Source organism: Mycolicibacterium sphagni, assembly GCF_002250655.1.
Classification (GTDB): domain Bacteria; phylum Actinomycetota; class Actinomycetes; order Mycobacteriales; family Mycobacteriaceae; genus Mycobacterium; species Mycobacterium sphagni.
Map to the genome: position 1 here is coordinate 217,831 of NZ_NOZR01000003.1, position 26,450 is coordinate 244,280.

Consider the following 26,450-nt stretch of genomic DNA (forward strand, 5'->3'; position numbering starts at 1 on the left):
GGTGAAGCAAAGTCAGCCCACAACCGAAAGCATTGGCACGGCCCCCGTCCCCGCGTAGTGGAGTTTGATTGCCAATTCTGCGGCAAACGGGGCATTGCAGATAAACGGACCAGGGCTATGTTCTGCTCCCGCGCATGTTCCGCCAGGGCTGCCGCTTGGCAGATGGCCGGTCCCCGTCCGTTGGTTAAGTGGGTAGGCGACCCGCTGGCAGAAAAGAGGGCCAAGCTTAATACCCACTCGCGCGGCGACAAGGTGTTAATCGCCGGGTATTGCGTGATCTGTGATGGCTCGTTCATCTATGCGAGCCGTTGGAGGCGGACCTGCTCGGACGAGTGCGCGGAGCGGTTAGAGGAAAATGGTAGGCGCGCGGCTCGCGCCCGCCGCCGCGCCCGTTTGAGGGACGCGTTTGTTTCGTCGGTATCTCCTATCGAAATATTCAAACGCGACCACTATTGGTGCTACTTGTGCAATAGGCGCACTAGCGATGATGCGAAGGTGCCTGATCCACTCGCGCCAACCATTGACCATGTGATTCCCCTTGCAAAGGGTGGGGCGCATGAACCCGGAAATTGTCGTACCGCTTGCTTTGAATGCAACGTGCGTAAGGGCGACCGGGATGTTAACGAAATGCCGACTGGTGAATACCAGTTGGCGGGATAAGGAGTATTAGTTGGCTAACGTCGATATCAGGATTGAGGGCAACCTAACCGCCGATCCGGAACTGCGCGTTTTGGAATCCGGGGTGTCGGTCGCTCAGTTCTCGGTGGCGTCTACGCCGCGCGTCAAAAAGGGCGATGAGTGGGTTGACGGTGAAACCGTGTTCCTGCGCGTGTCTGTTTGGCGTGAGCTGGCTGAGGGTGTGACTGATCAGCTCCGTAAGGGCGATTCGGTGATTGTGGTCGGGAAGCTTAAGCAGCGTTCGTACACAAAGGACGGCGAAAAGAAGTCGGTCTTTGAGGTTGACGGCGAGTTCGTCGGTAAGAACATGCGGGCTAAGAAGAACCGCGAGGGTGGCGGCTATTCCGGTGGGGATAACTCCGGCTGGTAGGTCGCTTAACCGCTACGAAAGGTTGCTTTGTGTCTCACGAAAAGACTTCTGTTGTGCTGCGCAAAATTGACCGGGCGGCGAAAGTGCGGGGGATGACCTTCGTCTTTCGCCGTCCTGGCGGTAATCACAGCATTTATGACTTAGACGGCCATATGGTCACGATCCCCAATGGGTCGAAGGTGACGCGTGTGGAGTGTGTTTACCAGCAGTTGCAGGACAAGTTAGGGCGGGGTTGGTGGCGTGAGTAAACGGATATTGGTAACTGGTTCGCGGGACTGGTCAAATTGGGAACTGTTGCACTTAGCGCTTTACGCGCAAACCAAGCATTTCGAGGACGCGATTATCGTCCACGGGTGCGCGCCTGGCGCTGACACTATTGCCCGCCGGTATGCGGGTGGCCGGGTCGGCGTCACAGCGGAGGGCCACCCGGCGGAATGGGATAAACCGTGCGGCACCGGCTGCTATCACAGGCCGCGCTTTAAGAACGGTAAGCCTTATTGCCCGCTGCAAGGCCACTTCCGTAATCAGCTGATGGTGGATCTTGGCGCGGATTTGTGCCTGGCTTTCCCGTTGGGGGAGTCGCGTGGCACTAGGGATTGTATGAAGCGGGCTGAGCGTGCCGGTATCCGCGTGATCAATTACGGAGATGACTAGATGAGTGTTCTGCATTACCAGGGCCGGGTGAGCCCGCCCCACGATGAGCTACTTGGCCCCGACAAGTTTGGTGCCTATTACGCGCCTGTAGCTGACTCGTATGACCCTGTGGCGGATGTGACGGCGGTGACTGTGCGCCCGGCGCTGAAAGAGGCGCGAGAGGCGCACGTAGACCGCCGCAAAGAGCGGGTGCTGATCTTGGACCGGATTCGGCGGCTGTTCCTGTGACAGCTGCGGCATGGATTGAGAAATTGGATCGGGAGATAGAGTGAGTTTCGACATTCCGGAGAACGTTAACTACGCGGCAACCATCGTTAAGGTGCCCGAACCGCTGCGCGTGGTCGGCTTGGACAACCTGGTTGCCATTCCGCTGTTCGGGTTTCAGTCGCTAACCCAAAAGGCTGACATTAAGGCCGGGGACCTCCGGGTGTTGTTCACTGCGGAGACGCAGCTTGATACTGAGTACGCGGCGGAAAACAACCTGTTCCGTGAGGCGACCCTGAACCGGGACGCCAACGAGACGGGCTACCTTGAGCCTAACGCCCGCGTTAAGGCGATCCGGCTGCGGAAGAACAACAGCAATGCGCTGCTTATGCCGCTGTCGTCGCTGGCCTACACCGGCTATGACGTGTCGACGCTGCAACCGGGTGACACCTTCGACAAGCTGAACGGTCACACGATCTGCCGTAAGTACGTGGTGCCGGGTAAGGCCGTGCAGGGTTTGCCTAAGGGTCCGAAGATTCGTTCGCGGGTTGACCAGAACATTTTCAAGATGCATCTGGACACCGAGCAGCTGTTTAGGAATCTGCATCACTTCCGTGATCCTAAGTTCGTCGTGGTCACGCAGAAGTTGCATGGGACCAGCTGGCGCGGCGGTAACGTGCCGGAGCTGCGTGACAAGGGGCGGCTTGAGCGGTTCGTTAACAAGTGGCTGAAGATTTCCACGCCGGATACCCACTACAAGCACAACTTCGGGTCACGGCGGGTCATTAAGGGCCGTCCGGACAATAACCACTTCTACGACACCGACCTGTGGACCGAATACGGTAAGAAGCTTGACGGGATGATCCCTAAGAACTTCATCGTGTACGGCGAGCTGATCGGTTGGGTGGACGAGCGCAAGCCGATTCAGGCGGGTTACACCTACAACCTGAAGCCGGGTGCGTGCGAGCTTTACGTGTACCGGGTGGCGACGGTTAACGAAGACGGCATCATGGCCGATCTGTCGTGGGCTGGCGTTAAGGACTTCTGTGCGACGTTGGGGCTCAAGCATGTGCCGGAGCTTTGGTCGGGTTGGGTGATTACCGACGCGGACTTTGAGCACAACTTTGTCGAGCGCTGGTCGTCGCTGTATCTGGACACCCGCTACACGGATAACCACGATAACGCGGTTCCGCTTAGCGATCCCAAGTCGGTGGACGAGGGTATCTGCGTGCGTATCGAGGGCCAGATTCCACGGGTGCTCAAGGCAAAGAGTCCGAAGTTCTTTGAGTACGAGACTAAGCAGTTGGACACTAACGAATTGAATATGGAGGATGCTGCGTGACGCTGACTACCGAGGAATTTCGGGAGGCTTACCGGGCTGAGAAGCTTGGGCAGCTGCGGGCTGAGCGTGAGTTGGCTGAGCTGCGGACCGCTCAGGCTTTGCGCGAGGAGCGCCATTTCAACGCGACCGACGATATGGTGCGCCAGCACTATTTCATCGGTGCCGTGGATAGCGCGCACGTCAGCGCTTGCGCGCAGCACCTTGCATTCTGGGACCGTATCGACCCGACGTGCGACATGAATGTCGAGATTCATTCGGGCGGCGGCTCTTGCTTGGCGGGCTTGAACCTGTTTGACACGCTGACCCGCTATTCGTTGCGGGGCGGCGGCAAGCACAAGCTGACTATCACTGTGCGTGGGTTGGCGGCGTCTATGGCGACGGTCTTGGTCCAGGCGGCGGATGAGCGCGTTATTGGCCCGGAGTCGTTCTTTATGGTTCACGAATTGTCCGGTCAGACGGCGGGCAAGATCGGTGAGCTTGAGGACACGATGGCTTACTACCGGAAGATGAACACCCGTATCGGCGAAATCTATGTCGAGCGGTCTAACGGTAAATGCACTCCGGAGCAGTTCACAAAGTTGTGGACTCGGCAGGATGTGTGGCTGAACGCTCAGGAGGCGTTTGGTTTTGGTTTTGTGGATCGGATTGAGGGGGCTTAAGTAATGGTGGATTGGGATTTCTCGGGGGTTGGCGCTAAGGCCCCCACGTTGCGGCCTGAGCGGGAGCCGGTCACTCCCGGCGTCAGTAAGGTGCAGGCGGTTAAGGCTCTGCGGGCCGAGTTCCCGAATCTGGGCCTTAAAGAGGCGGTCGACATTGTTGACGGTAAGGCTGCCCGTCCGGATGATCCCGAGGTTCAGTTGATTGAGCTGACTGACACCGAGCGCCGGGTGGCGGTCAAGGCGCTGTCCAGGGTCACCCTTAACCCTGACGCCAAGGTTGACTTGATCGTGGACGCGATCAATAAGGTGCGTACCAGCGACCCGGAGGGCACCGTCCGTAAGTCGGTGGCCGGTCAGTACGCGTTCGCAGTCTCGCCGGGCACCTACCTGATCATCGAGACGGGCGACAACCCGCGCTACAAGTCCGCTAGCGAGCCTGAGGCGCGCGATATCAAGCGCTTTTGGTCGCGGGTTACCCCAGCCTCGTTTATGAGCCGTGGCGGGTAGCTGGCCCTGGCCCGAAGACACTAAGGACGACCGGCTGCGCCGGATCATTGATCACTACCGGGACGCGCTCGCTGATATCGACCTAGAAGCGTGCTTAGGGGTCGACAAGCTGATGGTTGATTACGGTCAGCCGTGGGTGTGTGACAACACGGTGGTGGACGTTAACGCGATGGTCCCGGCCCGGTGGTTCTTTGAGAAGTACGGCATCCCGGAGTGGAATATTCGGGATTGGTCGCGGCGGCATCCGGAGCGCATTCGGAAGCACAAGGCTGCGAATGGTCGGACTTTGTTTCGGGTGGGGGATGTCCTGACGTACAACGCCACAAAGGGTAGCCAATGAAAATGATGGTTCAGGTTCTAAACGTGCCCGACATGGATTGCTTAGAGCAAGCGGAGCTATTGGTGGAGCTTCGCCAGTCGGTTATCGACAAGATGCAGCAGAAAGGCCATCCGTTTGGCTCGGGCTATTCGGTGTGGGCTTTCTATGACGACTAGCGCTGTAGTTCTTTTGTAAGCGTGCTAATGTTTTTGTAGGGAGAACTATGTCTTGGCTGCCCTTATCTGGTGCCGATGGGTTCTTTATCAGCGATCAGGGGAAGTTCAAATCTCCGACTGGCCGCATCTTGAGCGAGTTCACCATTAACGGCTCCACGCGGGCCGTCAAGGTTCGCAAAAAGACGGTTCAGGTACATCTGGCGGTGCTGACCACGTTTGTCGGTCCACGGCCCCCTGGGGGCGTTCCCTGGTGGTCGAATGGCGACCCTACGGACAACCGGCTGGTGAATCTGAAGTGGCATGTGCCGAACAGTGATGAGGCTGAGGTTTTGGTGCGGGTGAATCGCTGCCGGAACGGTCATGTCTATTCGCGGGAGAACACGAAACATTGGGGCACCGGTCACCGGATTTGTTTGGACTGTGAAAAGGGCCATCCCCCGGTGACGCAACTTCCAGAGGTTCTGTAAAGAGGATTAGCGCGCCCGGTAAGGCTGGCTTTTAAACCGGAAGTCCTTATCGGTTCTGGCTGCGCTAGGGCGGTGCTCTCGGACGGCTGGCCTGAACGGGACGGCTCTATCAGGGAGCACCGCCTTACTTACTTAGGGGGTGCATTGAAGCCGTCCGACATCGCGTGGCTCGCACTCACTGGCGGGATCATCGCCTATGAGATTGCGTGTCCGCCGGGGGAGCTTCTTAGCGAAGGTTGGGACAGATACGTAGAGAGTCACCCGATCCTGGCGCGCGCTGTGCCGGTGATCGTGGCTCTGCATTTAATCAACGCACTTCCGGGTGGTTTAGACCCGTTTGTGGCGGTTGGGAGAATTTATCTTGACTGGTTTGGAGCTAGTTTCCGCCGTAATGCTTTTTATCGGCGGCGTTAACGGTACACCGTATATCTCGGGTGGCAATTCCCCGGCGGGTACTGATTGTAGTGGTTTAGCGTCGTGGGTTTCCAACATTGCTGTTGGCCGCGATCCGTTTAGCGGCAGGTTTGACACTCATAGTGAGGCGGCGGCTCTTAGGGAGCGTGGCTTTGTTGATGGGGATAAGCCTGGTGCTTTGGTGATCGGTTGGAACTCTAAGCACACGGCGGTCACGTTGCCGGATGGCACAAACATTTCCTCAGGTGAACGTGGCGGCGTTGCGGTTGGTGGCGGGGGAGCTTACCAGGCGCAGTTTACGCACCACATGTATTTGCCGGGGTCGGAGGAACGGGGAATTGACTAAGGAAACGGTCTGCCAAGAGGCTGAGCGGATTATCAACGGGCAGCGTCAGCAGGACTATGGCGATACCGCGCAGAACTGGAACCGGATTGCTGAGCTTTGGTCGGCGTATCTAGGTACGAAGATTTCCGCGTTGGATGCGATTAACTTGCTGCTGCTGATGAAGGTGTCGCGCGCTAAGCGTGGTTATCACCGGGATTCGTATGTGGACACTGCGGGCTATGCGGGCCTTGCTGAAAAGATTAATTCGGCTGAGCAGCCAAAGGCGCAGGCGGTGCTGCCCAGTATCCACGACACTCACGTTTACACCGGCCCTATGGGCGCGGGTCTGGTCACCGATCACATGAAGGCTATGGCCGCTGGGCCAAAGGCGTTCGCGTGAGCGCCAAGGTCCTAATCCTTGACATTGAGACGCAGCGCGCCATTGTCGAGACGTTCGGCCTGTTTAAGCAGTTCATTGGCATTGACCAGGTGCAGACCCCTACGCGGGTGTTGTGCTTCGCCGCTAAGTGGCGTGACGACGACAAGGTGATCTTCAAGGCCGCTTGGGCGGACTATGACGACGATGCTTACCGGCGCATGATGCAAGCCGCTTTCGACCTGCTGAATGAAGCCGATATCGTGGTCACTTGGAATGGTGACCGGTTCGACCTGCAATGGTTTGAAGCCGAGTTCATTCGCCTGGGTCTGGGCCGCCCGCTTCCGTACAAGTCGATTGACTTGATTAAGACTGTTAGGCGCTGGTTTAAGGGTGGGCTTATGTCCATGAAACTTGACTGGTCGTCTCGCATGATCCTTAAGGATCGCAAGGTTCATCACGGCGGGTCCGATCTTTGGTGGGATATCCGGCATGGGACGCGGGCTGAGCAGCGCGCGGCGCAGAAGCTTATGCGTGAGTACAACGAACATGATGTGGTTTTGACCGGTCGTTTGTTTGAACAGCATTTGCCGTGGTTGACGAACCTGAATTTGGCTTTGTATGAGGACACCGTTGATGACGGTGAGTTGCATTGCACTAAGTGCAATGGCACGAACTTGAAGAAAGACGGCGTTAAGGCGTATGTCACTGCTGCGGGTGTCTATCAGATGCATCGTTGTAATGACTGTGGCGCGACTTCGCGCGGTAAGCGTATTCGGAGCACTACTGAATTGAGGTCGGTGTGAGTTCATGGGCATTGCCAGCTGATCCGTTGGCTAAGCCGAAGTGGAGTGGCGTTATTTACGCTAAGAATCATCCTGAGGGGGGCCGTATCCGTGAGGGGTTCGGCCTTGACGGGTGGTTGGTGACTACGCCTCGCGGCGGTAAGCATTTCGGTCGCGGGTTTGCGCCGGGTTCGATTGCACCGCGTCTGCTGCTAGTGGGAGACATTGATGTCTCCAAGGATTCGCTGCAAGCGTTGACCGTTCTTTGGTCCGACACGATGGTAACTGTTGGGCGGATCGGCACTGCGTAATGAGCCAGAAGTTCGCTGTCTTAGCGGGGTCACTGGAGCGCGCTAAGGCGCTGTTCCGCGAGTTCGGCTGGGAGCAGGGTCACGATAGGGCTTTCGGGCGGTCTAAGTGGGGCGTGGATATTCGTGGGCAGAGGTTCGATTTGCTGCTGATTGATGAGACCGCACTGCCGCTCGATGGCGATACGTTTGCCGCGTGCCGCGCGGCGGTCTGTGGTGGAAACGCTTATGTGTTGCGGACTGTTCAGCCTGGGGATTTAGTGGGGAGATAAAAGAGATGAAGCCTGTTGCGCGGCCTAATGTGATGCGCCAAATGATTTTGGGTGCTCTGCTCGATAATAAGCAGGTGTTTGTTCCGCCTGCCGATAAGGACTCGGGATTGCCAGGGTCTTGGCGTCCTACTTTGGCTAACAATGTATCTGCTTTGAATGTGGATCGCATGGCCCGTCGTTGGATTAAGTAATGGGTAAGCCTGGGGATACTTCGCCGGGGCTTGCTGCGGCGGCCGGTTTCGGCATTGTGAGTGCTGGGCTTGAGTATGCGCGCGCTAAGGGCGATGATCCTGGGCTTATTGATGAGCTTGAAGGTGTTCTGCTTATTCATGCTCGGCGGCTTGTGGATTTGGACGATGAGTAGGGACGCTGCGCGGGCTCGGCAAGAGTTGCGCCGTTCTAACGCGGCTGTCCCGCACCGTAACCGTTATCGAGAGGCTAAGGCTGGCTTGATCACGCCTGGTGGGAATCCGGTTTGCCTTGTTTGTGGCGATTGGTATGGCCCGCCTTGGCGGCATGATTGCGAGGTTGACGATGCCGGGGAACCTCCGGAAGAAAGGTGCAACGGGCAAGACTGAGGCCGACTACCTGAGGGCTCGTCGCCGGGTGCTGCGTGAGTCGCAGATTTGCGCGTACCCGCCGTGCCGTAAGGCTATTGACCTGAACTTGAAGCCGATTTGTCAGTTCGTTGATACGTCACTGTTCACGGTTGAGACTGCGCATTTGATTCCGCTTACTTGTGGTGATGATTGCCGCAAGTTGAAGCACGCTCGTAAGTCTAATCCGTGGGGACCTTCGGCTAACCACAAAGTTCCGGTGTCTTCGTTGCCGCCGGATTCACCTTTGCTCGCCTCTGCTAAGAATCTTGAGCCTATGCATTTGAAGTGCAATAAGGATTTGGGGGATGGCGGCGTTACGCCTAGACATAAAACCTCTAGAGATTGGTTTGCATGATGTCTGATATCGCTCCGGATGATAAGGGGAACATCCTTGTCGGTGAGCTTCGGATCATTCAGTACGTTGACCCGGATGGGAATCTGAATACGGTGGATTTCTCGCAGGGGCATGGCGGTGCTGAGCTTACGGAGGATCAGTATTCCAAGCTGATTGATTGGGCGCACGCGTTCAATTTGGCTCCTAAGGTGGCCGCGATTCTTGCGGGGTCTAGTGACTAGCGAGGTTTATCAGTCTGAGGTTGAGTGCCGTTGTATGGATTGTGACGACATGATTCGTTTGGGTGATGAGGTTGTGGAGTTCGCGGGGGAGATGTTCCATGCCGAGTGTGTTTAGTGAGCCTTTGCCGTCTGTGACGGAGAGTGAGCGTGCCAATGAGTTCATTGGGTGGGCTTACGAGGGCGGCTTTGACACCGCGCTTGAGATGTACCGCGAGCGCTATGGGGATGCACCGAACTATGCGGTGGACTCGCCGGATGGGGGGCACCTGGCGGCGATGACGTGGCTCAAGCGGGCTGTAGAGCTGCTGGAGGCTCGGGAAGCTGAGAAGCGCCGCACACCGTGCGCTAGTCCGACTGTGCGCCGCCAGGATGGCTGGAATGCGCCAGCGAGCACGCCGCGCAAGTTGTGCAGCGAGCCGATTGGGCTGCATGTCCGCGCCTGAGTTTGTTAGGTCGTGTGGCGGAATTGGCAGACGCGCCAGCCTCAAAAGCTGGTGGGCTTACGCCCGTGTGAGTCCGAGTCTCACCACGACTACAACTGAATAGTGCTGCCTTAGCTCAGATGGTAGAGCAGCCGCCTCGTAAGCGGCAGGTCGGCGGTTCGATTCCGCCAGGCAGCTCCAGCGCGGGGTGGTAGCAGTTAGGTAGCTTCGCGGCCTCATAAGCCGAAGGTCACAGGTTCAATTCCTGTTCCCGCGACCATCTGGTTGTAGCTCAGCTTGGTTAGAGCGCTCGCTTTGGATGCGAGGGGTCGCATGTTCAAATCGTGCCAGCCAGACACTAGGGGGTGTGGTGAAACGCTGCGGTAAATGCCAGCAGGAAAAGCCACACTCTGAGTTCAATAAAAATAAGTCAGCTAAAGATGGTCACCAGGGCCGGTGTCGGCCATGCCAGAAAATCACTGACCGGGCGCACTATCACGGTAGCGACAAGCGAAAGCTGGCGGTGGCTGCTCAGCGAGTTGCGGCAATTGCTAAGGCTCGGGCGTACGTCGATGGGTGCCTAGCGGCGCAACCATGCGTGGATTGCGGGGAGCGTGACCCTATCGTGCTTGAGTTTGATCATGTGCGGGGTGTTAAGCGAAACAACGTTTCGGAAATGGTGCTGGCCGGTTTCGCCGTCCAGACGATAGCTCTTGAGATTGCCAAGTGCGAGGTCCGGTGCGCCAATTGCCACCGACGTGTTACGCACGCCAGGCGATTGCAAGCGGCTCAATTAGGAGGTTGATATGACTGATAAGGACCCGATTAAGGTCGCTAAGGACAAGCTGAATGTGGTTCAGGAGTTGCGTGATCGCAATGAGTGGCCTAAGGCTGAGGCTCCGGACCCGGCTGATTCTGCGGCGAAGGTCGGCAACTAGTGAGTTTCAAGTCTTGTAGGGATCACCCTAGCCTTGTGGGCTAGTGGGCCTACCGGTTAGTCCCATCGACTGAACGGGACCGGTGAGGGAAACCACCGTTATAGCCAACCGCACAAAACTTGGGTCGGTGCAATAGCGGATCGTCAGCCGCGCACACGACGCCTTTATAACCTAGGAACTGTAGCCCCTAAGTAAAGAGCGCTGACGGAAACCCATTCCGGGATGGGTAGCTACCCAGAGGACGGGTTATCAACTCGCGTGGCCCTGCGGCGAATTGGGCTGTGTCGGCATGATGCATAATGCGGGCGCATATTCGTTAACCAGGGGCGAAGGTAAATAATCCCTGGTTCTTATCGCGCTAGCTCAATTGGTAGAGTCCCCGCCTCCAAAGCGGGTGGATGAGTGTTCAAATCATTCGTGCGGTGCTTTTAATGGTCATTCTATGGCCCATTATGCGGGTGTCTGCATCTTTGCGACATATGGCCCTCTAGCCCAACTGGCAGGAGGCGCGCGCCTTAGAAGCGCGACAGTGAGTGTTCGAATCACTCGGGGGCCACGCTAAGTAGCTTAGTGGTAAAGCTCCCGACTGTGACTCGGGCGTCGACTGTTCGATTCAGTCCTTAAGCCACGCGCGGGTAGCTCAGTTGGTTAGAGCACTGCCCTGATAAGGCGGGGGTCCGGGGTTCAATTCCCTGCTTGCGTACGCGTTTATTTGTCAGTAGCGCGAGGTATTGACGTTTTATTGACCGGTAGCACAATTAGGCGGGTACATGTCAGATAAGACGTTTTATCGGTTATGCACAGCGTGGGTGATCTTTATGGCCGTGCTGATTACGATTCCGGTGGCTACCGGGGTTGTTGGGGTGGTTTACCACTTGTTTGATCCGGATTGCCCAACGGTGATCTGCACTTAGATATACACACACGTATTCAATGCTGGCTTACTTGGGGGTGGAGTGTCTAAGGTTCTTAGCCTGTATGGCACTCGTAGCTCACAGTTTTGGTCTGAGGCTCCGGCCAAGATGGACGCGTTGAATCTGCGTGCGATCTTCCCATCGGATAACGCGTTCGGCTTCCCTGATCTGGAGCGGTGTGATTGGGTGCCTGATTATCTGGGTGCTTGGCATATGCCGCGTCAGCGTGAGCGTGCAGCTCGGGAGAACGGCGCTATTCATTTCTTTTTGGACGACTACCGCTTTGAGACTGCGTTTACGAGCCCTGAGAGGACCGTAGGCAGAGTTTTGGCGGTGGGTGGGGCACTGACCCCCGATTTCAGTTTGTGGCGTGACATGCCGCGTGCAGCGCAGATTTGGAACGTGTACCGGTCCCGTTGGTGTGGGGCGTTCTGGCAAGGCCAGGGCGTGAGGGTCATTCCTACTGTGTGCTGGGCTCGTCCGGACACGTACGACTTCTGCTTTGAGGGGTTGCCTCGCGGCGGCGTGGTGGCTGTGTCTGCGTTGGGTGTGCGTGCGACTGAGGAAGATCAGACGTGGTTCCAGATGGGGCTAAGTGAGATGGTGTCTCGGCTTGAGCCGGCGATTGTGCTTAGCTATGGGAAGTTGCGTTATGTGGAGGGTTTGGATTTGCCTGTGGTGAAAGAGTTTCCGACGTTTTGGGATGAGCGCCGTAAGGTGCTTAAGGGAGAGTAAAGCAGGCCGTTAGAGTGCCGACTAGTCTTGAAAACTAGGTGTCCCTGTGAGGGGACTGGGGGGCGGGTCCTCTGCTCTCCGCTTCTAGCTGGTGTTGCTGTTCTTTTACTTGGCCGATTCGGAAGGTGTAGCCGAGTATGGCGGCGATTAGCAGGAATGCTGCTAGGTGCCATGTTTCGAGCGTTACTGGTAGATACCAGAATGCGGTGGTGATGTCACCTTCCATTGTGGCTTTTCCCCCGGTTTCGGTTTTGTTTTCGCGTATGTTATCGCACCTGTGTGGTTCCTGCAAGGGTGCTGTGGTGCCGCTGTGGCTGAATGGTTAGGCTGCCGCCCGCAAAGCGGTTTATTCCGGTTCGATTCCGGGGGGGGGGGCGGCTCTTTATTGACATTGGCATGTAGCTCAATTGGCAGAGCACTAGATTGTTAATCTGGGGGATGCAGGTTCGACCCCTGCGATGTCAGCTTTAGAAAGTGCGCCCACTAGGGATCGAACCTAGGACCCGAAGATTAAAAGTCTCCTGCTCTACCAACTGAGCTATAGGCGCTTGCGGCACGATCATACCCCCTGCGTTTCGGCCATCTCGTCGTAGGTGTCGAACAGCTCCGGCCAGTCATCTCCGGGCTGGAAGACGCTGCCGGGTAAGCGGTTCGTTACTACGGCTAGCCTCATGCCGATGTGCTCTATCCCTACGGTTGCAAGCCAGCCTGCGCAAGCCTGTTCCTTACCTTCGTCTGTCTTGTGGCAGGCGAAGATGGGTGAGCCTAAGGGGCGTTCGTGCCCGGCCTCTCCGGCGGTGCTGCGGAGCGCTTCGTAGCGTTCTGCGGGGAACTTGCCGGGTGGGGTGTCGCGCCGCCAGGGGCATTCGTTGCATGGGTAGCGCTTGTGCGGGAGTGATCCGGTCATGTCCTATACAGTACGGGAGCCGTACGCCTTTGTCAACTACCTATTAGCCCAATAGCGCAATTCGATCTCTTTATCTTGGCACTTCTCGACTAAGGGCCTTAGGTCGGCTATCTCCTCGCGGAGAACTTCAATGACGATCTTTAGTTGGTCGAATTCGTGTGCTGCCTTGCGAATGTTTTGGGTGGCTTGCCACAAGGTCGGCCAGCTGCTTTGAACGTCCGACATCACGCGTCGGTGATAGTCGGGCTGGGGACCTTGATCGGTGATCGCGGCCTCTAGCTGCTCTAATGCCGCCTTAAGGTCACTCATTCCTGCACCACCCAATGAATGCGAGCCGCTAACAGTTCCGGCTTATCCTCGCGGCCAAGTTCCGCATAACGGATAACCAGGTGGTTGTAGAAGCCGCGCACTTCATCCTCATTCCGGGATATGGACGATATGCGGGGTTCAAAGCCCTTTTCGGACCAACGCACGGCCCAGATCGGCCCGCCCGCGTAGACACCGGCCACGCCGGTTGTGCTGCCGGGCTTGTGCTTGTCTTTGCATTCCTGGCACCAGCCGCCCCTTAGTAGGGACTTGCCGCCAATCTGGCACTTAATGCAAATGCCTACGCCTATAGGCTTAGCCTTAGTCATCTTCGTTCCACCTTTCGCCCGCGTACGTTGGGTCAAACCAACTTGGCGGGGTGTCTGTGTCGGGGTACTGCTGGCGGATCGCGTCGATGCGTGGCTGGACCCGTTCGACGTATGTGCCGTAGTGGCGTGTGCAGCGGGGGTACAGCTCGCCGCTGCCTGATAGGGCTTCGTAGCGGTTCACCGGCCCCTGGCATGGCCCGTACTCGTCAATGTGGGCGTCTACGCAGTTGTCCACGGTCTAGCACCTTTCGTCACTGTGACAGATTAGGCTGCGTCGGCCTTGACCAGGCCCAGCTGCTTCAACACGGCTGGCACAAACTTCCCGGCCTGACTGTCGCTTGAAATGACTGGGATGTAAATCGAGTATGGGGGAAAGTCGTCCATGTCTTGAGCGGCGTGGACGGGCATACCGTAGCTGCCGCTGTGCGCGATGCCGCAGGCCCTACGCACTTCGCTTGAGTGGTTGTGCATTGCGTTGAAGATGTGACTCCGCAGGAATGACGGGTGAGTCAGTGCGTACATGAACATGCCCACGTCGAACGGTTCACCGGCCCGCTTGAGCTTAACGGCGGTGCGAGCCCAAACCTTTGTGCCGCCGCGAGAGCCCCGGACGTGATTGTCCGCCCAGATTTCAGCTTGCAGGCCGCATGTCTCGATGGCTTCAACTAGCGCCATCATTGACTGGCCGTTCTTCTTAATGGCGTCAGCGCTAATGCCGCAGTTGTACGAGATATTCATAATGAGTGTGACGATGTTGGACTTGCCGGGTTCGTCGGTGGGGAAGTACGTCACCATGCATTCGGGGGTGCCGTCCACGAATCGGCCCATGTCTACGAATGACCCGCTGGTGTCGTAGAACTCGTCAAAGACTGGCCGGATGAGGTCGCCAGCGACGTGTGAGACGTGATCGTGTGCGAGGTTGATTGCTTCAACGCCGTCTCGCGGTAGACCCCGGCGGGCCATAGCGTCGGCTTCTTTCATGTTGGCGGCACCGTAGAACGTGCTGTTCATTGCCGCGCTGCGGTGGTCGTGCTCGCGGTTATGGTCGATTAGCTCGGTGAACGATTCAAACATGACAACTGAGCGGTTGCGTCCGTCTTCCTCTACCCGCCTGTCAACGCGCATGGTTAAGCCACCTTAGAGTTTTTGGAATAAGTTTTGTTTAGGAGAGGGAAACGGAGAGGCGACTATTCGCCGCCCCTCCGTTCCACTATCTCGATCACCTTGTCAAGAACGGGCAGGGTGTCCCCGTTCCTGTCTGCGCCACCAGTCACCACAACCACGCCGCAGAGGCGATCAATGCCGACAGCATCAGGGTTCAGAGCCCACCAAAGGGCTGTGGCCTGCGTGTTTATCGGCTGGGATTGAAGTTTACCGTGTTCACCAAGCATGAACGCGACATCTGCCCGTTCGGCGTTCGCGTCGGTCCATCCGTAGACGGCCTCAAGGTCGTCACCGATTGTGCTGCGCATGAACCGGTACAGGTCCATATCGTCGCCGGGCACGGCCACGACTTCGTGTGTACGGTCCGTCTTGAGGACCAAGACTTTGGTTTCGCTGCTCATGTCACCTACAGTACGTCAGCCGTACGCTGATGTCAAGCCTTTGATTTTGGGGGTTTCGGGGGAGGCGGTTCCGGGTTAAACCGGGGGTTGCCTCCAGCTGCGATAACCTGCAAGTTGCCACGCGGAAACTTAGTAACGAACTCAAGTTCGTTGTATGAGTAGCCGGTGGCTTTAGCTTCGCGTATCAGATCATAGAGGGCGATGATGGCGGCGGCTATCTCGAAGGTTTGGGCACCTATGGTGTCTAAGGTGGCGTCAGTAGCCATGCTCGGAGAGTACACGCTCACCATCGTTTACCTCTCTTAAGCGTTGGTCGATTTTGTCGATTCGTTCCTGGCGCTGTGTGATCTCTTGCACTAGTTCGATGCGCTCTTGTGTGAGTCGCAGGCGTTCCTGCTGGAGCATGAGCGCGGCGGCGCTGTTGGGGATGTCAGGGAGGACGTTAGACATGCGTACAACTATTTCACAGCCTCAGCCAGCGCCTTAGCTAGATGCTCAAAGTAGGGCAGTACCGGCTGGTTGCATAAATCCAGTCTGACCAGCGTGTTCTTGATGACCATCTGCTCGGATGCGGACACGCCTTTGGCTACTTCTACTACGACTTCCAGGGGGATGCTGTGCCACTTCCACGGGCCACCGTCCGGTGTGTCGATGTGGAACGTATGGTGTAGGTCTACGCCTTTCTCGTCTAGGAAGGTGTCGATCCACTTGCCGAACGCGGTCATCACGCAACCGCCATCGCGGCGTCGGTCATAGGCTTGAGGCCCAAGGTGCCCTTGCTGGTCACGGGTGCCTCCAGCTGGGGGTGTGGCTCACTGGGGAACGTGTAGCTCACGGTGCCGTCTTCGGCCTGGTGCATGACGGTGAAACCTGTCGGGCTGACCCACTTCACGGTGTTTGTCATGGTTGCCACGGTACGGCTGCCGTACTCGGGGTGTCAAGTTTTTCGGGATTGCCAATTTTTTGGATTCGCAATTTCCTTAGCGCGCGTTAGGTGCGCCAATTTTTCAATTTCCAATTTTTCCAATTTCTTGGGGGCGTGCCGGGGCCGGTGCGGAACCGAGCAGCACTCACCGAACGGGGGCGATGATGGGCGGACGTGGCGGCGGCGGATCGGGCGGCGGCTCAGGATCGGGCGGTAACAGTAACGCGGACTTGCCACTAAACGACCAGGGCAAGCTAAGCGACCTAAGCGATAAGGGGACCGCTAGCGAAGCTGCGGACGCGCTAGGGCTAACACCTGACGAGAAAGAACACTTTGAGAACGGGGCGGACGCTAATGACCGGCGGATGCCTAAGCCCGCTAAGCCGGGGGCGGGTAAGAAACCGAGCAGGTCCGTCGACGCTGGCGAACTGGCCGACGCTCACAAGCGGGCCGTTGCGGCATACGCACGCAAGCACGGGCGTAAAGCGGCACGGGCATACTCACGCGGCGCTTACTGGTCACTGGTACGCGCAATCAAGACAACGCTCGCGGTTGCGTCCACGGGTGGTCAGGTTGCGAGCGCACCAACGCACGCGGCGGTCAACTCGGCGCTACTCGCGGCCTACTGGACCGATAAGTTCAAAAGGGCGGCACGCTAAACCGTCAGCGCTATCCGTAAGGGTGGCTGTAGTCAACGCTAAGCGACTAACGGGCGTGCCCTAGTGGGAATGGATGCCGGAAACGCTTAGAAACGCACTGAGACGCCAATGCAGAAACGCCCCGCCTGGTAATCAGGCGGGGCGTTCCGTACTGCGGTTTGGCGCTAGGCGATACCCAACCGCTCTAGCACGCGGGTAACCGTGCGCTCGGCGCTGTCCTGGCGCTCGCCCAGGCGCACAGCGGGCAGATACACAGCGTTCTCCCCGTAGCTTTCCTCTACGTGTACCGCGCCAGTCTCAACGCAACCGTAGCCCGCGCCGACACCGTAACGACGTTGCATGTCGGGAGTAAGCCGGTGCATAGCGTTAAAGCACAGCGCGCGCAACATGCTTGGATCGGTGAACGCGTACATCACGGACCCCATGTCCAGCGGTTGACCAGCGGCACGGATACGCACAGCGATACGGAAATGGTGGGCAATCTCGCGGCCATTACTGCGGCCAATGTTGGTGGAGTCAACCCACAACTCAGTAGCACGCCCGGACGTTTCAATCGCTTTGATCAGCGCCACAACCAAACGCCCGCGCGTCTCAAGTTCCTCCTTGTCGATGCCGCCGGATGCATTCACGTTGCTAACTATGGTCACAACGGGCGTGGTCTTGGGCTTGTCCTCAAACACACTGTCGACCATGCATTCGGGCGTGCCGTCGAGAAAACGGCCCATGTCCACATATGAGCCGGTCACGTCGTAAGTGCTGAACATGTCGATCTCGGTGACCTGGCGCATGGCGCTATCCACCATTGCCTTAGACGTGTCCAGCACGCGGACACCAAACTCGGGCAATCCTGCCTTAGCGCGGGCCGCAGCCTCGCCCACACTGGCGCAATTAGAGAAAGACCGGCGGCATCGCTGGTAGCCAACGTTAGCGGCCTGGTAATCGGCGAACTCAGCAAGGCTCGGGTACTGATGAACCAGCAAGTTTCGGTTCTCAATGATCTGCATGGTGTGCCCTTTCTGAGCGCGTGGTTGTGGTGTGAGTGTCAGAGTACAGTACCCGTACTCAAACGCAAGCGACCCGGCAAGACTAGGTGTCTTACCGGGCCGCTGTGCGCTAAGCGTGGCTTAGGCGGACACCTTAGACCAGGTGGCATCATCCATGCCCTTTTGAAGGGTCCAAGCCACTGCCTTATCCCAATCCAAGCCTTGCGCGAGCAGGGCGGACATGTTCTGAGATGCACGCGGGGTGATAGTCACGCCCGTGATTGCCTCACGCTTGACGTTCTTACGAACCTTTTGCACGTAGGCCACGGCCCGCTGTGTCACGTCACGCGGCGCACCCTTAGCAAGTGCCGCCATCATTTCGATGTTTTCGTCAATCTCGATGGTCAGCGCGATGAACCGATCCTTAAATTCGGCGCTGAATTTCTGAGCCGCCGGGAACTCCCAGGTCGGGCCGTCACCGTAAGTGTTGGTAGCGGCAATGATGACATGCTTATCGGTCAAGCGGACAATCTCACGATTGGGCAAGCTGATAAAGCGGTTGGACAACAGCGAGTTGAGCGCGGCCTGAATGCCGGGATGCGAGCGGTCCAGCTCGTCAGTCAACAGAATGCCGCCCTCAGGGTTAACGGCCCAATCGTAAACAGCGGTAGGGATGAACTCGCCCGTGGCGGACATGTAGCCGCGCAGCTCGCTAGCGGTGCTTTGCAAGTGAAAGCCGATCACGTAGAACTCGCGGCCAGTAGCCTGGGCAACCTGCTCGCACATGTGAGTCTTACCCACGCCCGGAGCGCCGACCAGCTGCACATTGCAACCAGCCGCGATGGCGGTCAGCACGTCGCCAAACTGAGCATGGGTAACCCCGTCCACTTCCCGACGCTCAGTGTCGGTAAGGACGATGGTCCGCTCAGGCATAACCACGCCCTCTACGACCTCACGCGCAATGCGTTCGACCTCGGCGCGGTCAATCTGCGGGCGGCCCAGAATGTCCCACAGTGCGTCGCGGGCATCTTTACTACCGCCCGTCTCGGTGCCGCCGGTCGCAACGGTTTCGGTAGCGGCCCGCGTGTCGACATTCTCGGTAGCGGTCTCGGTAACCGTCTCAGTGCCGCCCGTCTCGGTGGTGTTCTCAGTGCCGCCAAACGTCTCAATGCAGGTATGCAGGTATTGAGTGCCGATCACCTGACCCTGATCAGCTGCCTTAGTGACCATGTTCTTAACGATCAGGTGCTCAGCGCCGTCCTGGTCCGTTGCCAGGTAGAACGGTCCCTCATTACCGCACTTGGCGCACGGCGTGCGAAGGGTGCGGATGGATTGCTTGGTAAGTGTGGTGACAGACATGGTGTTGACCTCTCGGTGGTTGGTGGTTGTGGTGAGTCTTTACCGTACACCACGCGTACCCGATTGGACAAACGTTAGGGTACTTAAGTCGTACTTAGGGCGTGTTGCGGACGCCAAAACCCCCCGCTAGCTGGGCTAACGGGGGGCTAAGGGTGCTTAGGTGCTGCTAGGCGTTGGACTCCAGCCATTCAAACACTGTGATCAGACGCGTATCACCACGCGCCCATTGCTCGGTAGGCAGACAGTGATCCCGTACCGCTAGGTGAACCTTTGACCCGTGCCAGCCGATCAGAATGCGTTGACCGAGGTGCCGGTTGTAGATCACGACGCTTGCGCCGCGCTTGGCGTCGATTGGGTCAGGCTTAGGTGCTGTGACTGTCCAGCCGTGAGCGCGCGCAACGCGTGCCACTTCTGTGCGGATGCTCATTCGTCGGTGCTGCTCATGCTCGCCACGGTGAGGATTGCGTTTAGCGCGCACGCCCAACCGATACCGGCGCACCACTTCACAGCGGTAGTCGTCTCGGGCCACAGGCCAGCGACAATCAGGAACGCTGCGCCGAACACGGATAGGCAGATTGCCGCCGCCGCTTTCTTGATATTGGCGTTCACTGGCTGGCCTCCGTGTCCTCAGCTAGGCACTCTGCGCACAGCGACCGGAGCGACGTTCTGGCCTGCCGAAGCCGCGTAAGCGCCTTTTCGGTCACTTCGCCCTTCTCTAGATCCCGAATAGCCCAACCGATCGCTAAGGCCGCGCCATGCGTCACGTTGTCGACCTTGCTCACTGGTCAATCTCCGAATCTGTGTAGGTGTCGCAATCGTTGAGATAGACATTCCCGCTGGGGTCCTGGGTCACGGTGCAACGCAATACCGGGTCAGCGTGCGCCTTAGGGGTCAGTAGCGCCACTGCCAGTAGCGCTAGCACGGTCACAGGCACGACGAACCCGAAGAAAAAGCGCCAGTAGGCGCGCCACGTTGCGGACATGTGCCAATGCGTCTCGGTCACGGTAGTGATGCCCTCAGGGCTGGTTACGGTGCGCTTGCGGATAATCACAGAATCCCGCCCTTCCATTCGCCATCATTCAGGGAATACCAAACGTCAGCGCTACGCCCATCCTTAAGGCGAATCGTCACGTACGGCTGCCTGTTGTAAAGCGCCGCTGTGCCTTGCCCGTCCGCCATAGCGTTAAGGGTGTCCAGTAGCGCTTGCAAGTGTTCGTTCACAGGGCACCGGCCCAAGACAGCATTTCCTCAATGTCATCAGCGGTAGGCATGGCGTCCGGGTCGCTGTGGTCCGCGTAGTCGTCCATGTAGGCGCTATGCACGTCGGCAATGTCCTGGGCGATCTGCTCGGCGCTATCCGTGAACATCAGGCGCGGCTTGTTAGTGATGGCGGACTCAAGCGGGCTCAGTGTCCCGTAGTACGTGCGTGGCCCGTAGTTGACGGGCTCACTGTCCCAGCGCCCTTGCCCTGCGCCTACTAGTGCGAAGTCCTCATATGCGCTCATGTGTCGCGCCTCCTATGTGGTGGTGAGTGGTTGTGGTGAGCCCTCACCGTACGCCACGCGTACGCATACATGCAACAAGCGACACGCACTAGGTACAGCACACGTACGCAACGCCACCTCAGTGCCACGTAGGCACGTCAACACGCACACACCCTTGCCAGCACTAGCGCACGCCCTTACAGGCGCTCACAGGGGCGCTAAGCACGCACGCGCCAGCAACGCACACACAAGCGCACCGCAACCACGCCCTAGGTACGCCCCTAGTACCCGATCCCCTAACACCCCCTACGAGCCCCTAATGCCCTAGTGCTAGCAGACCGGCTAACCCAATGAACAGGGCGAGACACCAGGCCATGCGTTGTTTCGCACACACACAGCCTGACCAGCGCAAAGCTAAGCAAAACGTGTGACTAAGACACACACCACAATGTTTGCTGAGCCAGCTATGTGTAACCGGGCCGCAGTGCTAACAGTGCAGCTCAGGGCATGTTTCCGCGGCCTAAGGTGACCTAAGCGACCCCCCTGGGGGGTGTCCAGCGCGTTAGCCGCCAGCTCTCCTCGTACGGCCAGCGATCCCTCTCTCTCTGGGATTTCAGGCCATAACTAAGCGACCTTAGGTGCTCTAAAACTGCTGGTCGCACCCAATTTTGGAGGTTTTCATGGGTGGTCGGGGTAGTTCGGGCTCTGCGGGGGCCGGTTCGCGTGACCGGAGTTCGCGGAAAGCGACTCGGGAAGCTTATGCGGCCAAATTGACGACTGCGCCGAGGTCCAACAGGGATTCCGCTCATTTTCGGGAGCTTGCGGAGTATCACGGGTGGACTCGGAGCGCTTTTGAACGGCATGGCCGGTCTGAATATGTCTCCTATGTCAAGGGTGACCTCAAGGTTGGTATTCATTTCACGCCAACTGGGCGTTTAGGTTCGGCGACTCTGACTAAGGGTGGCTTTGAGACTGCGCGGGTGCTCCCGAAGTTTGGAAATAAGCGGTCCAAGGTCAATGCGATGTTGATAGGAGCTAAATAATGCCGCCACGTAAGCGGGCTGTACCTAAAAAGGACTTTCCACCTGGCCTTTTGGAGGCTGGGCAGGAGCTTTGGATGAGCATTAGTGCGGAGCGTCAGTTGGATGCCGCGTCAAAGGTTCTTTTGATCAATGCTTGTCGCATCGCTGATCGGCTTGATGCGCTTGATTCTGAGATTGATGGCCGGTTGGTTTCGTTTAATGCGCGGGGTGATGAGGTTATTAACCCGCTTATCTCTGAGCATCGCCAGCAGTACACGACTTTGGCGAACATTTTGTCGAAGATGGGGCTGGGGGAGTTGCCTAAGCCGAAGCAGGGCGGGTCTCGTTGGGATGAGTTGGCGGCGAAGCGCGCGGAGCGTGCTGCTGCCCAGGCCGACGCCGCGAGGGTGGCGTAATTGCCCGGAATGATGTTCAAGCCCGCTGGCTGGTATTCGTGCGGCTGCTGCCATGAGGCGCAGAACCGCCATGAGGGCCGGGCTTATGAGAAACGCAATTGGCAGCGTGAAGCTGAGGCCGAGCGAGAGGACTTTGGTGATGTTTAGTGGCAATGACGGTTATCGAGTCGATCCCGACTCAAAGGCCGGTCGAATCTGAGTCCCAACTTTGGACGCCTATTGATGACAAGCTTACCGAATGGCGGTCTAAGGGTCTAGTTGGCGATCAGAAGCCGCGTCTGTCGAATTATCCGACGTTCTTTACGTCGCTTGAAGACGACGGCATGGACTTCATTGAGGCTTATGGCTATGACCTGTTGCCGTGGCAGGAAGCTTTGTTTAGGGCTTCTCTTGGCCGCACTCCGGAGGATTTGTGGGCGTGCCGTCAGGTATGTCTGATCATTCCTCGCCAGCAGGGCAAGACGGAGCTGCTTGAGGCGCGGGAGTTCTACGGCCTGTTCGGGCTGAATGAGAAGATTTTCCATACTTCGCAGCAGGCTAAGACTAATACGCAGGCTTGGCAGGCGTTAACGAGTCGGATTGATTCGTATCCGGACCTTGAGGAATTGGTTCTGCCGCATAAGAACGGCGGCGAGGAAGTTTCGATCCGGCTGCGGAAGCGGGATGACAATCCTGAGCCGGGCTATGTGCGGTATATCGCTCGTTCTCCTAACTCTGGTCGTGGTTTCCGTGATATCGACCTGGTGATGTGCGATGAGGCTTATGCCTTGTCTGCTGCTGAGATTGCGGCGCTTGGTCCTACTCAGCGTGCTAACCGGAATCCGCAGACTTGGTTTACGAGTTCTGCTGGTACGGAGGATTCGGAAATCCTGACCGGTATTCGGGATGCGGGTATTGCCCACGCTAACGAGGCTTTGTTGTTCGCGGAGTGGTCCCTTGAGGAAGGGGCTGATCCTTCGGACCGGACGTTGTGGCCTGTGGCGCAGCCGAGCTTGGGTGCTCCGTTCTGCACGCTTAGGAATCTTGAGTCTGAGTTTGTTGGTTTGCCGTTTGTCGAGTTCGCCCGTGAGCACATGGGTATGTGGGATGACCCGCGAGTTAACTCGGTTATTCCGTTTGATAAGTGGGAGGACTGCAAGCTAGAGGACTTGGCGGATGGCGAGCAGCCGTCAGTTGAGGTTTTGTGGACTGTCGCTTGTGTGGATGTGGCCCCGGATCGAGCTTGGGCTTCTGTTGCTTTGGCTGGTAAGCGTCCGGATGGTAAGTCGCATGTTGAGGTTATCGCTGCGGATAAGGGCACGAATTGGATTGTGCCGACGATGCAGCGCCTTATTAGTTCTGCTACGCCGCCGAGGGCGGTTGCTTTGCAGGCTGGTGCGCAGGCTGGCGCGTTTTATGCGGAGCTTGAGCAGATTGGCTACAAGGTTCACATGTTGACGCCTCAGGAGGTTGCGGCGGCTACGGCGAAGTTTTATGACGACGTTGTTAGCGAGAAGCTGACCCATCTTGACGATGAAACGTTGGTGCGCGGTTTGGCCGGGGCTACGAAGTATCCCATTGGAAAGATTGAGCATGGCGGTTGGGGCTGGCTTCGTAAAGGTACGAGCGTCGATATCACTGGCATTGTCGCGTGTTCTTACGCGAACCGAATTTTGACTTTGGAATCGGCTGAGGAAACTTTGACGAAGAAAAAGCGATACAGGATGGTTTAAATGATTGATCTTCCCGACGAGATCGCGGATGGCGATGTTCGGAAGCTCATTGAGAATGAGTTTTGGCCGGAGTTTATTCGGCGGCGCGAGGGGCTTGACAAGATTGCGCGGTGGGTGCGGGGCGATCAGCCTGATTACCTGATTCAGAATGCTAGCCAGGAGAAGCGGGCTTTGCTTAAGCTTGCTAAGACTCCGTGGTTGGGTCTGGTGGTCACTCACTTTACGCAGGCTTTGTTTGTTGATGGCTATAAGGCTGAGGGTGCTAAGGACAACTCGGCGGGGCCGTGGCAGACGTGGCACGCGAACAACATGCAGTCTCGGCAGATTGCGATTCACCGGGCGGCGCTTACCTACGGGTATTCGTTTGCGCGGGTGTTGCCGGGTGTGGCGCTTGACGGTGCCGACCAGGCTGAGATTCGTGGGGTGTCGCCGCGCCGTCTGCTGGCTTTGTATGAGGACCAGGTTAATGACGAGTATCCGAGGTATGCGCTGGAGCTTGCTAACAACGGCAAGTCGGTGCGGCTTTATACGGATGAGTTCTATTACGAGCTAAAGATGTCGTCGCCGGGTAGTTTCCCGCGTGAGCAGACGATTAGGAAGGTTCGGCACGGTGTGGGTGTGTGCCCGTTCGTGCGGTACGTGAACATGATGGATTTGGACGGCTTCACTATGGGTGAGGTCGAGTATCTGATTCCTGTTGCGTCCAAGATTGACAAGACTGATTATGACCGGTTGTTGGCTCAGCATTACAACTCTTGGAAGGTTAAGACCGCTACTGGTATTGACGACCTTGACGCTGAGGCGACGGACGATGAGCGGTCGCGGGCGAAGCTGATCCTGGCGCATGACGATATTTTGATGCATGGCAGCCATGAGGCGCGCTTTGGCACTTTGCCGGAGACGAGCCTTGATGGGTTTATCGCGGCTCATACGCAGGATGTTGAAATCCTCGCTACGAACGCTCAGGTGCCGGTGTGGGTCCTTAATGGTTCTCTCGCCAATCTTTCGGGAGACGCGCTTACAGCGGCCACTAAGAGCACTATTCAGAAGCTTTACGAGCGTCAGATTACGTTCGGCTCCGCGCATAACCAACTGTTGAGGTTGGCGGCGCATGTTGAGGGTGATTCTGAGGGTGCGCGTGACTTTACGGCTTCGGTGTCGTGGCAGGACACGTCGGTGCGTTCGTTGGCTCAGGCCGTGGATGCGTATGGCAAGGCCGCGACGATGCTGGGTATGCCGAAAGAGTTCCTGTGGGGTCTGATTCCGGGCATTACGCAGTCGGATGTTGAGCGGATGCGCGAGCACTACAACGACGACGACGAGATGACGCAGATGCTTCTGTGGTGGACGCCTAACGGTCCTGGGGGCAAGTTCGCCGCCGACATTGAGGTTGATACGCAGACGCAGATCATTGAGGCCCAGGGCGAGGTTCAGTCTGAGCAGATTGACCAGCAGGCGGCTCATGCTGCGGATGCTGCGGAAAAGGCTCAGGCGGCGGCTAAGTCTCAGGCGGTGGCGGTGGCTAAGGCCACCCCTGCCGCTCCGGCGGCTGGCCGTAAGACGGCTTCTACGTCTAAGCGGACGCCTAAAAAGTCGGGCGGCGTGAACGGTAACGATCCGTCATCGAGGTCTAAGGCTGCATAACTGAATAGGGGGTGGGTTGGCCGACGACGCGGAAGATAAGAAGCGCAAGGCCGCTGCACTCCCCGAACTGACGCCGATTCCTGCTCTTGCTGCTTGGTATGCGACTCAGCATGTCCAAGCGCAGGAGGGGATCGCGGCGTCTGTGTCTTCGGGGTTGGCCCTGTTGTGGCCGATCATTAATTTGGGCGATCTGGACAAGTCGACACCTAGTTGGCTGCACGCAACCACGCTGCAAATCGAAAAGGGCTGGAATGAGTCAGCCGAGCGAGCGTATGAGTACGTGCAACAGGCTTTGTTGTCGGTGGAGCCGGATGCTACGCCACCCGCGAGGGTGGAGACGAAGTTTCCCGTGCAGGAAATCCAAACTGCGATGCGGGTTCGCGGACCGGTTGAGGTTAAGCGCCAGATTGCGCGCGCTGTGCCTGAACAGGACGCGATGGAAGCCGGTAAGAAAGCCTCTGATGGTGTGGGGGCTACTAAGGCGACTGACGGCGGTCGCACTCAGGTCTTAGAGCTTGTGCGGAGGGAAGCCCCTAAGCGGCTTTCTCGGGGCAAGCCTATCGGGTATGCCCGTAAGACTGACGGTAATCCGTGCTATTTCTGCGCCATTTTGGCGTCACAAGGTGCGGTGTATTTCTCTGAGTCCAGCTTTGACCGTTCTAACTCGATGATTCGAGAGGTTAAGTGGACTAGCAATAAAGACAAGGGCACGCGGCGCGCTTTCATAGGCGATGGCCCGGCGAAGGTGCATGACCATTGTCAATGCACGATGCGTCCGGTATTTAGCAAGAGTGATTCTTTAGATGATCGCGCCAAGTATTTCCGTGACCAGTGGATGAAGCACGGCAGGGGCGGGAAGGGGTCGGACGGTAAATATCGTTCGGCTGAGAACAATTTCCGCCGTAATTATGTGCCGCCACCACCTTACAGCGCAGATGTGCTGGATTTGAGCGAGCGTCGGCAGATTATCTCCGATGTTCAAAATAACCGTGAACTTTTGTTGGCTCGCGGGTTTAAGGCGGATTCGCCAAACGTCAAGTTCCTTGACGACTCGATTAGAAAACTAAGCGCTTCAGCTTAGGACGCGGGACAGTCACGC

35 protein-coding genes, 10 tRNA genes and 1 pseudogene are annotated in these 26,450 nt (G+C 57.6%); 31 read left to right on the top strand and 15 right to left on the bottom strand.

The features are described from left to right. The first annotated feature begins 162 nt into the window (after window positions 1-162). The 27 genes and pseudogenes from CG716_RS31300 to CG716_RS05250 all read left to right on the top strand — a co-directional run bounded on the left by CG716_RS31300 (window position 163) and on the right by CG716_RS05250 (window position 12,505). On the top strand, window positions 163-660 hold the full coding sequence (locus tag CG716_RS31300) for an HNH endonuclease (RefSeq protein WP_420093170.1): 498 nt from the start codon (window positions 163-165) through the stop codon (window positions 658-660). 10 nt (window positions 661-670) lie between these two features. After that, on the top strand, window positions 671-1,048 hold the full coding sequence (ssb, locus tag CG716_RS05110; protein WP_094477088.1) for a single-stranded DNA-binding protein: 378 nt from the start codon (window positions 671-673) through the stop codon (window positions 1,046-1,048). A 240-nt stretch (window positions 1,049-1,288) separates the two neighbouring features. Then, on the top strand, window positions 1,289-1,702 hold the full coding sequence (locus CG716_RS05120) for a DUF2493 domain-containing protein (protein ID WP_094477092.1): 414 nt from the start codon (window positions 1,289-1,291) through the stop codon (window positions 1,700-1,702). Next, a complete protein-coding gene (locus CG716_RS05125; RefSeq protein ID WP_094477094.1) occupies window positions 1,703-1,930 on the top strand; it encodes a hypothetical protein in 228 nt (75 codons plus the stop codon). 40 nt (window positions 1,931-1,970) lie between these two features. Beyond that, on the top strand, window positions 1,971-3,248 hold the full coding sequence (locus CG716_RS05130; RefSeq protein WP_094477096.1) for an RNA ligase family protein: 1,278 nt from the start codon (window positions 1,971-1,973) through the stop codon (window positions 3,246-3,248). Next, window positions 3,245-3,907, top strand: coding sequence for an ATP-dependent Clp protease proteolytic subunit (locus CG716_RS05135; RefSeq protein ID WP_094477098.1), 663 nt, complete (start codon window positions 3,245-3,247; stop codon window positions 3,905-3,907). The genes CG716_RS05130 and CG716_RS05135 overlap by 4 nt, the downstream gene beginning before the upstream one ends. A 3-nt stretch (window positions 3,908-3,910) precedes the next feature. Next, window positions 3,911-4,414, top strand: coding sequence for a hypothetical protein (locus tag CG716_RS05140; RefSeq protein WP_094477100.1), 504 nt, complete (start codon window positions 3,911-3,913; stop codon window positions 4,412-4,414). Then, the gene (locus tag CG716_RS05145) at window positions 4,404-4,754 is read left to right on the top strand and encodes a hypothetical protein (RefSeq protein ID WP_094477102.1); all 351 of its coding nucleotides are present in this window, start codon (window positions 4,404-4,406) and stop codon (window positions 4,752-4,754) included. Before CG716_RS05140 ends, CG716_RS05145 begins: the two co-directional genes overlap by 11 nt. Next, complete coding sequence (locus CG716_RS30090) at window positions 4,751-4,909, top strand: hypothetical protein (protein ID WP_165774030.1); 159 nt, start codon at window positions 4,751-4,753, stop codon at window positions 4,907-4,909. The genes CG716_RS05145 and CG716_RS30090 overlap by 4 nt, the downstream gene beginning before the upstream one ends. A 47-nt stretch (window positions 4,910-4,956) precedes the next feature. Further along, the gene (locus CG716_RS05150) at window positions 4,957-5,376 is read left to right on the top strand and encodes a hypothetical protein (protein WP_094477104.1); all 420 of its coding nucleotides are present in this window, start codon (window positions 4,957-4,959) and stop codon (window positions 5,374-5,376) included. Between the two features lie 72 nt (window positions 5,377-5,448). Next, window positions 5,449-5,790 (top strand): DUF7427 family protein, encoded by a 342-nt coding sequence (locus tag CG716_RS31305; protein ID WP_094477105.1) that lies wholly within the window; start codon window positions 5,449-5,451, stop codon window positions 5,788-5,790. Then, window positions 5,768-6,133, top strand: a pseudogene (locus CG716_RS30685) (C40 family peptidase); the annotation flags it as partial. The gene CG716_RS31305 and the pseudogene CG716_RS30685, both read left to right, overlap by 23 nt. Next, window positions 6,015-6,515 carry a DUF6378 domain-containing protein gene (locus CG716_RS05165; RefSeq protein WP_420093171.1) on the top strand — a complete coding sequence of 167 codons (501 nt, stop codon included), beginning with the start codon at window positions 6,015-6,017 and terminating at the stop codon, window positions 6,513-6,515. The pseudogene CG716_RS30685 and the gene CG716_RS05165, both read left to right, overlap by 119 nt. Next, a complete protein-coding gene (locus CG716_RS05170) occupies window positions 6,512-7,297 on the top strand; it encodes a ribonuclease H-like domain-containing protein (protein WP_094477109.1) in 786 nt (261 codons plus the stop codon). The genes CG716_RS05165 and CG716_RS05170 overlap by 4 nt, the downstream gene beginning before the upstream one ends. Window positions 7,298-8,809: 1,512 nt before the next feature. Further along, the gene (locus CG716_RS05195; protein WP_207760579.1) at window positions 8,810-9,031 is read left to right on the top strand and encodes a hypothetical protein; all 222 of its coding nucleotides are present in this window, start codon (window positions 8,810-8,812) and stop codon (window positions 9,029-9,031) included. A 131-nt stretch (window positions 9,032-9,162) separates the two neighbouring features. Further along, window positions 9,163-9,474 (top strand): hypothetical protein, encoded by a 312-nt coding sequence (locus CG716_RS05200; RefSeq protein WP_094477121.1) that lies wholly within the window; start codon window positions 9,163-9,165, stop codon window positions 9,472-9,474. Between the two features lie 8 nt (window positions 9,475-9,482). After that, window positions 9,483-9,566: transfer RNA gene (locus CG716_RS05205), tRNA-Leu, on the top strand. Between the two features lie 12 nt (window positions 9,567-9,578). Beyond that, window positions 9,579-9,654: transfer RNA gene (locus tag CG716_RS05210), tRNA-Thr, on the top strand. Window position 9,655: 1 nt separating this feature from the next. Then, a tRNA-Met gene (locus CG716_RS05215) sits at window positions 9,656-9,733 on the top strand. 1 nt (window position 9,734) lies between these two features. Then, window positions 9,735-9,809 (top strand) — tRNA-Pro (locus CG716_RS05220). 450 nt (window positions 9,810-10,259) lie between these two features. Continuing rightward, the gene (locus CG716_RS31060) at window positions 10,260-10,391 is read left to right on the top strand and encodes a hypothetical protein (protein WP_272938267.1); all 132 of its coding nucleotides are present in this window, start codon (window positions 10,260-10,262) and stop codon (window positions 10,389-10,391) included. Window positions 10,392-10,743: 352 nt separating this feature from the next. Next, window positions 10,744-10,816: transfer RNA gene (locus CG716_RS05225), tRNA-Trp, on the top strand. Window positions 10,817-10,872: 56 nt separating this feature from the next. Then, window positions 10,873-10,947, top strand: a tRNA-Leu gene (locus CG716_RS05230). After that, a tRNA-His gene (locus CG716_RS05235) sits at window positions 10,943-11,019 on the top strand. Before CG716_RS05230 ends, CG716_RS05235 begins: the two co-directional genes overlap by 5 nt. A gap of 1 nt (window position 11,020) precedes the next feature. Next, a tRNA-Ile gene (locus CG716_RS05240) sits at window positions 11,021-11,094 on the top strand. A gap of 319 nt (window positions 11,095-11,413) precedes the next feature. Beyond that, entirely contained in the window at window positions 11,414-12,040 is a 627-nt protein-coding gene (locus CG716_RS05245) for a DUF4417 domain-containing protein (protein ID WP_234817717.1), read from the top strand. 392 nt (window positions 12,041-12,432) lie between these two features. Continuing rightward, window positions 12,433-12,505: transfer RNA gene (locus CG716_RS05250), tRNA-Asn, on the top strand. Window positions 12,506-12,515: 10 nt separating this feature from the next. On the opposite strand, the gene CG716_RS05255 is transcribed toward CG716_RS05250, so the two are convergent. The 15 genes from CG716_RS05255 to CG716_RS05340 all read right to left on the bottom strand — a co-directional run bounded on the left by CG716_RS05255 (window position 12,516) and on the right by CG716_RS05340 (window position 20,578). Beyond that, window positions 12,516-12,588, bottom strand: a tRNA-Lys gene (locus tag CG716_RS05255). Window positions 12,589-12,599: 11 nt separating this feature from the next. Beyond that, window positions 12,600-12,947, bottom strand: coding sequence for a DUF6283 family protein (locus tag CG716_RS05260; protein WP_094477125.1), 348 nt, complete (start codon window positions 12,945-12,947; stop codon window positions 12,600-12,602). A 36-nt stretch (window positions 12,948-12,983) separates the two neighbouring features. Continuing rightward, a complete protein-coding gene (locus CG716_RS05265) occupies window positions 12,984-13,256 on the bottom strand; it encodes a hypothetical protein (protein WP_094477127.1) in 273 nt (90 codons plus the stop codon). Continuing rightward, window positions 13,253-13,582: a hypothetical protein gene (locus tag CG716_RS05270; protein WP_094477129.1), complete on the bottom strand. Its 330-nt coding sequence runs from the start codon at window positions 13,580-13,582 to the stop codon at window positions 13,253-13,255. Before CG716_RS05270 ends, CG716_RS05265 begins: the two co-directional genes overlap by 4 nt. A gap of 264 nt (window positions 13,583-13,846) precedes the next feature. Further along, window positions 13,847-14,707 (bottom strand): DUF7192 family protein, encoded by an 861-nt coding sequence (locus tag CG716_RS05280; protein WP_094477131.1) that lies wholly within the window; start codon window positions 14,705-14,707, stop codon window positions 13,847-13,849. Between the two features lie 62 nt (window positions 14,708-14,769). After that, on the bottom strand, window positions 14,770-15,147 hold the full coding sequence (locus CG716_RS05285; protein ID WP_094477133.1) for a DUF3846 domain-containing protein: 378 nt from the start codon (window positions 15,145-15,147) through the stop codon (window positions 14,770-14,772). Window positions 15,148-15,179: 32 nt separating this feature from the next. Beyond that, on the bottom strand, window positions 15,180-15,413 hold the full coding sequence (locus tag CG716_RS05290; RefSeq protein ID WP_094477135.1) for a hypothetical protein: 234 nt from the start codon (window positions 15,411-15,413) through the stop codon (window positions 15,180-15,182). Then, window positions 15,403-15,597 (bottom strand): hypothetical protein, encoded by a 195-nt coding sequence (locus tag CG716_RS05295; RefSeq protein ID WP_094477137.1) that lies wholly within the window; start codon window positions 15,595-15,597, stop codon window positions 15,403-15,405. Before CG716_RS05295 ends, CG716_RS05290 begins: the two co-directional genes overlap by 11 nt. An 8-nt stretch (window positions 15,598-15,605) precedes the next feature. After that, window positions 15,606-15,872: a hypothetical protein gene (locus CG716_RS05300; protein ID WP_094477379.1), complete on the bottom strand. Its 267-nt coding sequence runs from the start codon at window positions 15,870-15,872 to the stop codon at window positions 15,606-15,608. Further along, window positions 15,872-16,051, bottom strand: coding sequence for a hypothetical protein (locus tag CG716_RS05305; protein WP_094477139.1), 180 nt, complete (start codon window positions 16,049-16,051; stop codon window positions 15,872-15,874). Before CG716_RS05305 ends, CG716_RS05300 begins: the two co-directional genes overlap by 1 nt. An 844-nt stretch (window positions 16,052-16,895) precedes the next feature. Next, complete coding sequence (locus CG716_RS05315) at window positions 16,896-17,735, bottom strand: DUF7192 family protein (RefSeq protein ID WP_094477141.1); 840 nt, start codon at window positions 17,733-17,735, stop codon at window positions 16,896-16,898. A gap of 120 nt (window positions 17,736-17,855) precedes the next feature. Beyond that, window positions 17,856-19,073: an AAA family ATPase gene (locus tag CG716_RS05320; protein ID WP_094477143.1), complete on the bottom strand. Its 1,218-nt coding sequence runs from the start codon at window positions 19,071-19,073 to the stop codon at window positions 17,856-17,858. A gap of 423 nt (window positions 19,074-19,496) precedes the next feature. Then, window positions 19,497-19,682 carry a hypothetical protein gene (locus tag CG716_RS05330; RefSeq protein ID WP_094477147.1) on the bottom strand — a complete coding sequence of 62 codons (186 nt, stop codon included), beginning with the start codon at window positions 19,680-19,682 and terminating at the stop codon, window positions 19,497-19,499. Between the two features lie 169 nt (window positions 19,683-19,851). Next, window positions 19,852-20,124 (bottom strand): hypothetical protein, encoded by a 273-nt coding sequence (locus CG716_RS05335; protein WP_094477149.1) that lies wholly within the window; start codon window positions 20,122-20,124, stop codon window positions 19,852-19,854. A gap of 166 nt (window positions 20,125-20,290) precedes the next feature. Beyond that, on the bottom strand, window positions 20,291-20,578 hold the full coding sequence (locus CG716_RS05340; protein WP_094477151.1) for a hypothetical protein: 288 nt from the start codon (window positions 20,576-20,578) through the stop codon (window positions 20,291-20,293). 1,096 nt (window positions 20,579-21,674) lie between these two features. On the opposite strand from CG716_RS05340, the gene CG716_RS05345 reads away from it, so the two are divergent. The 4 genes from CG716_RS05345 (at window position 21,675) to CG716_RS05360 (ending at window position 26,432) form a co-directional block, all read left to right on the top strand. Next, on the top strand, window positions 21,675-21,995 hold the full coding sequence (locus CG716_RS05345; protein ID WP_234817718.1) for a hypothetical protein: 321 nt from the start codon (window positions 21,675-21,677) through the stop codon (window positions 21,993-21,995). Between the two features lie 152 nt (window positions 21,996-22,147). Then, entirely contained in the window at window positions 22,148-23,707 is a 1,560-nt protein-coding gene (locus CG716_RS05350) for a terminase large subunit domain-containing protein (RefSeq protein ID WP_094477155.1), read from the top strand. Next, the gene (locus CG716_RS05355; protein ID WP_094477157.1) at window positions 23,708-25,351 is read left to right on the top strand and encodes a phage portal protein; all 1,644 of its coding nucleotides are present in this window, start codon (window positions 23,708-23,710) and stop codon (window positions 25,349-25,351) included. A 16-nt stretch (window positions 25,352-25,367) separates the two neighbouring features. Continuing rightward, on the top strand, window positions 25,368-26,432 hold the full coding sequence (locus CG716_RS05360; protein WP_094477159.1) for a VG15 protein: 1,065 nt from the start codon (window positions 25,368-25,370) through the stop codon (window positions 26,430-26,432). The last annotated feature ends 18 nt before the right edge of the window (window positions 26,433-26,450 follow it).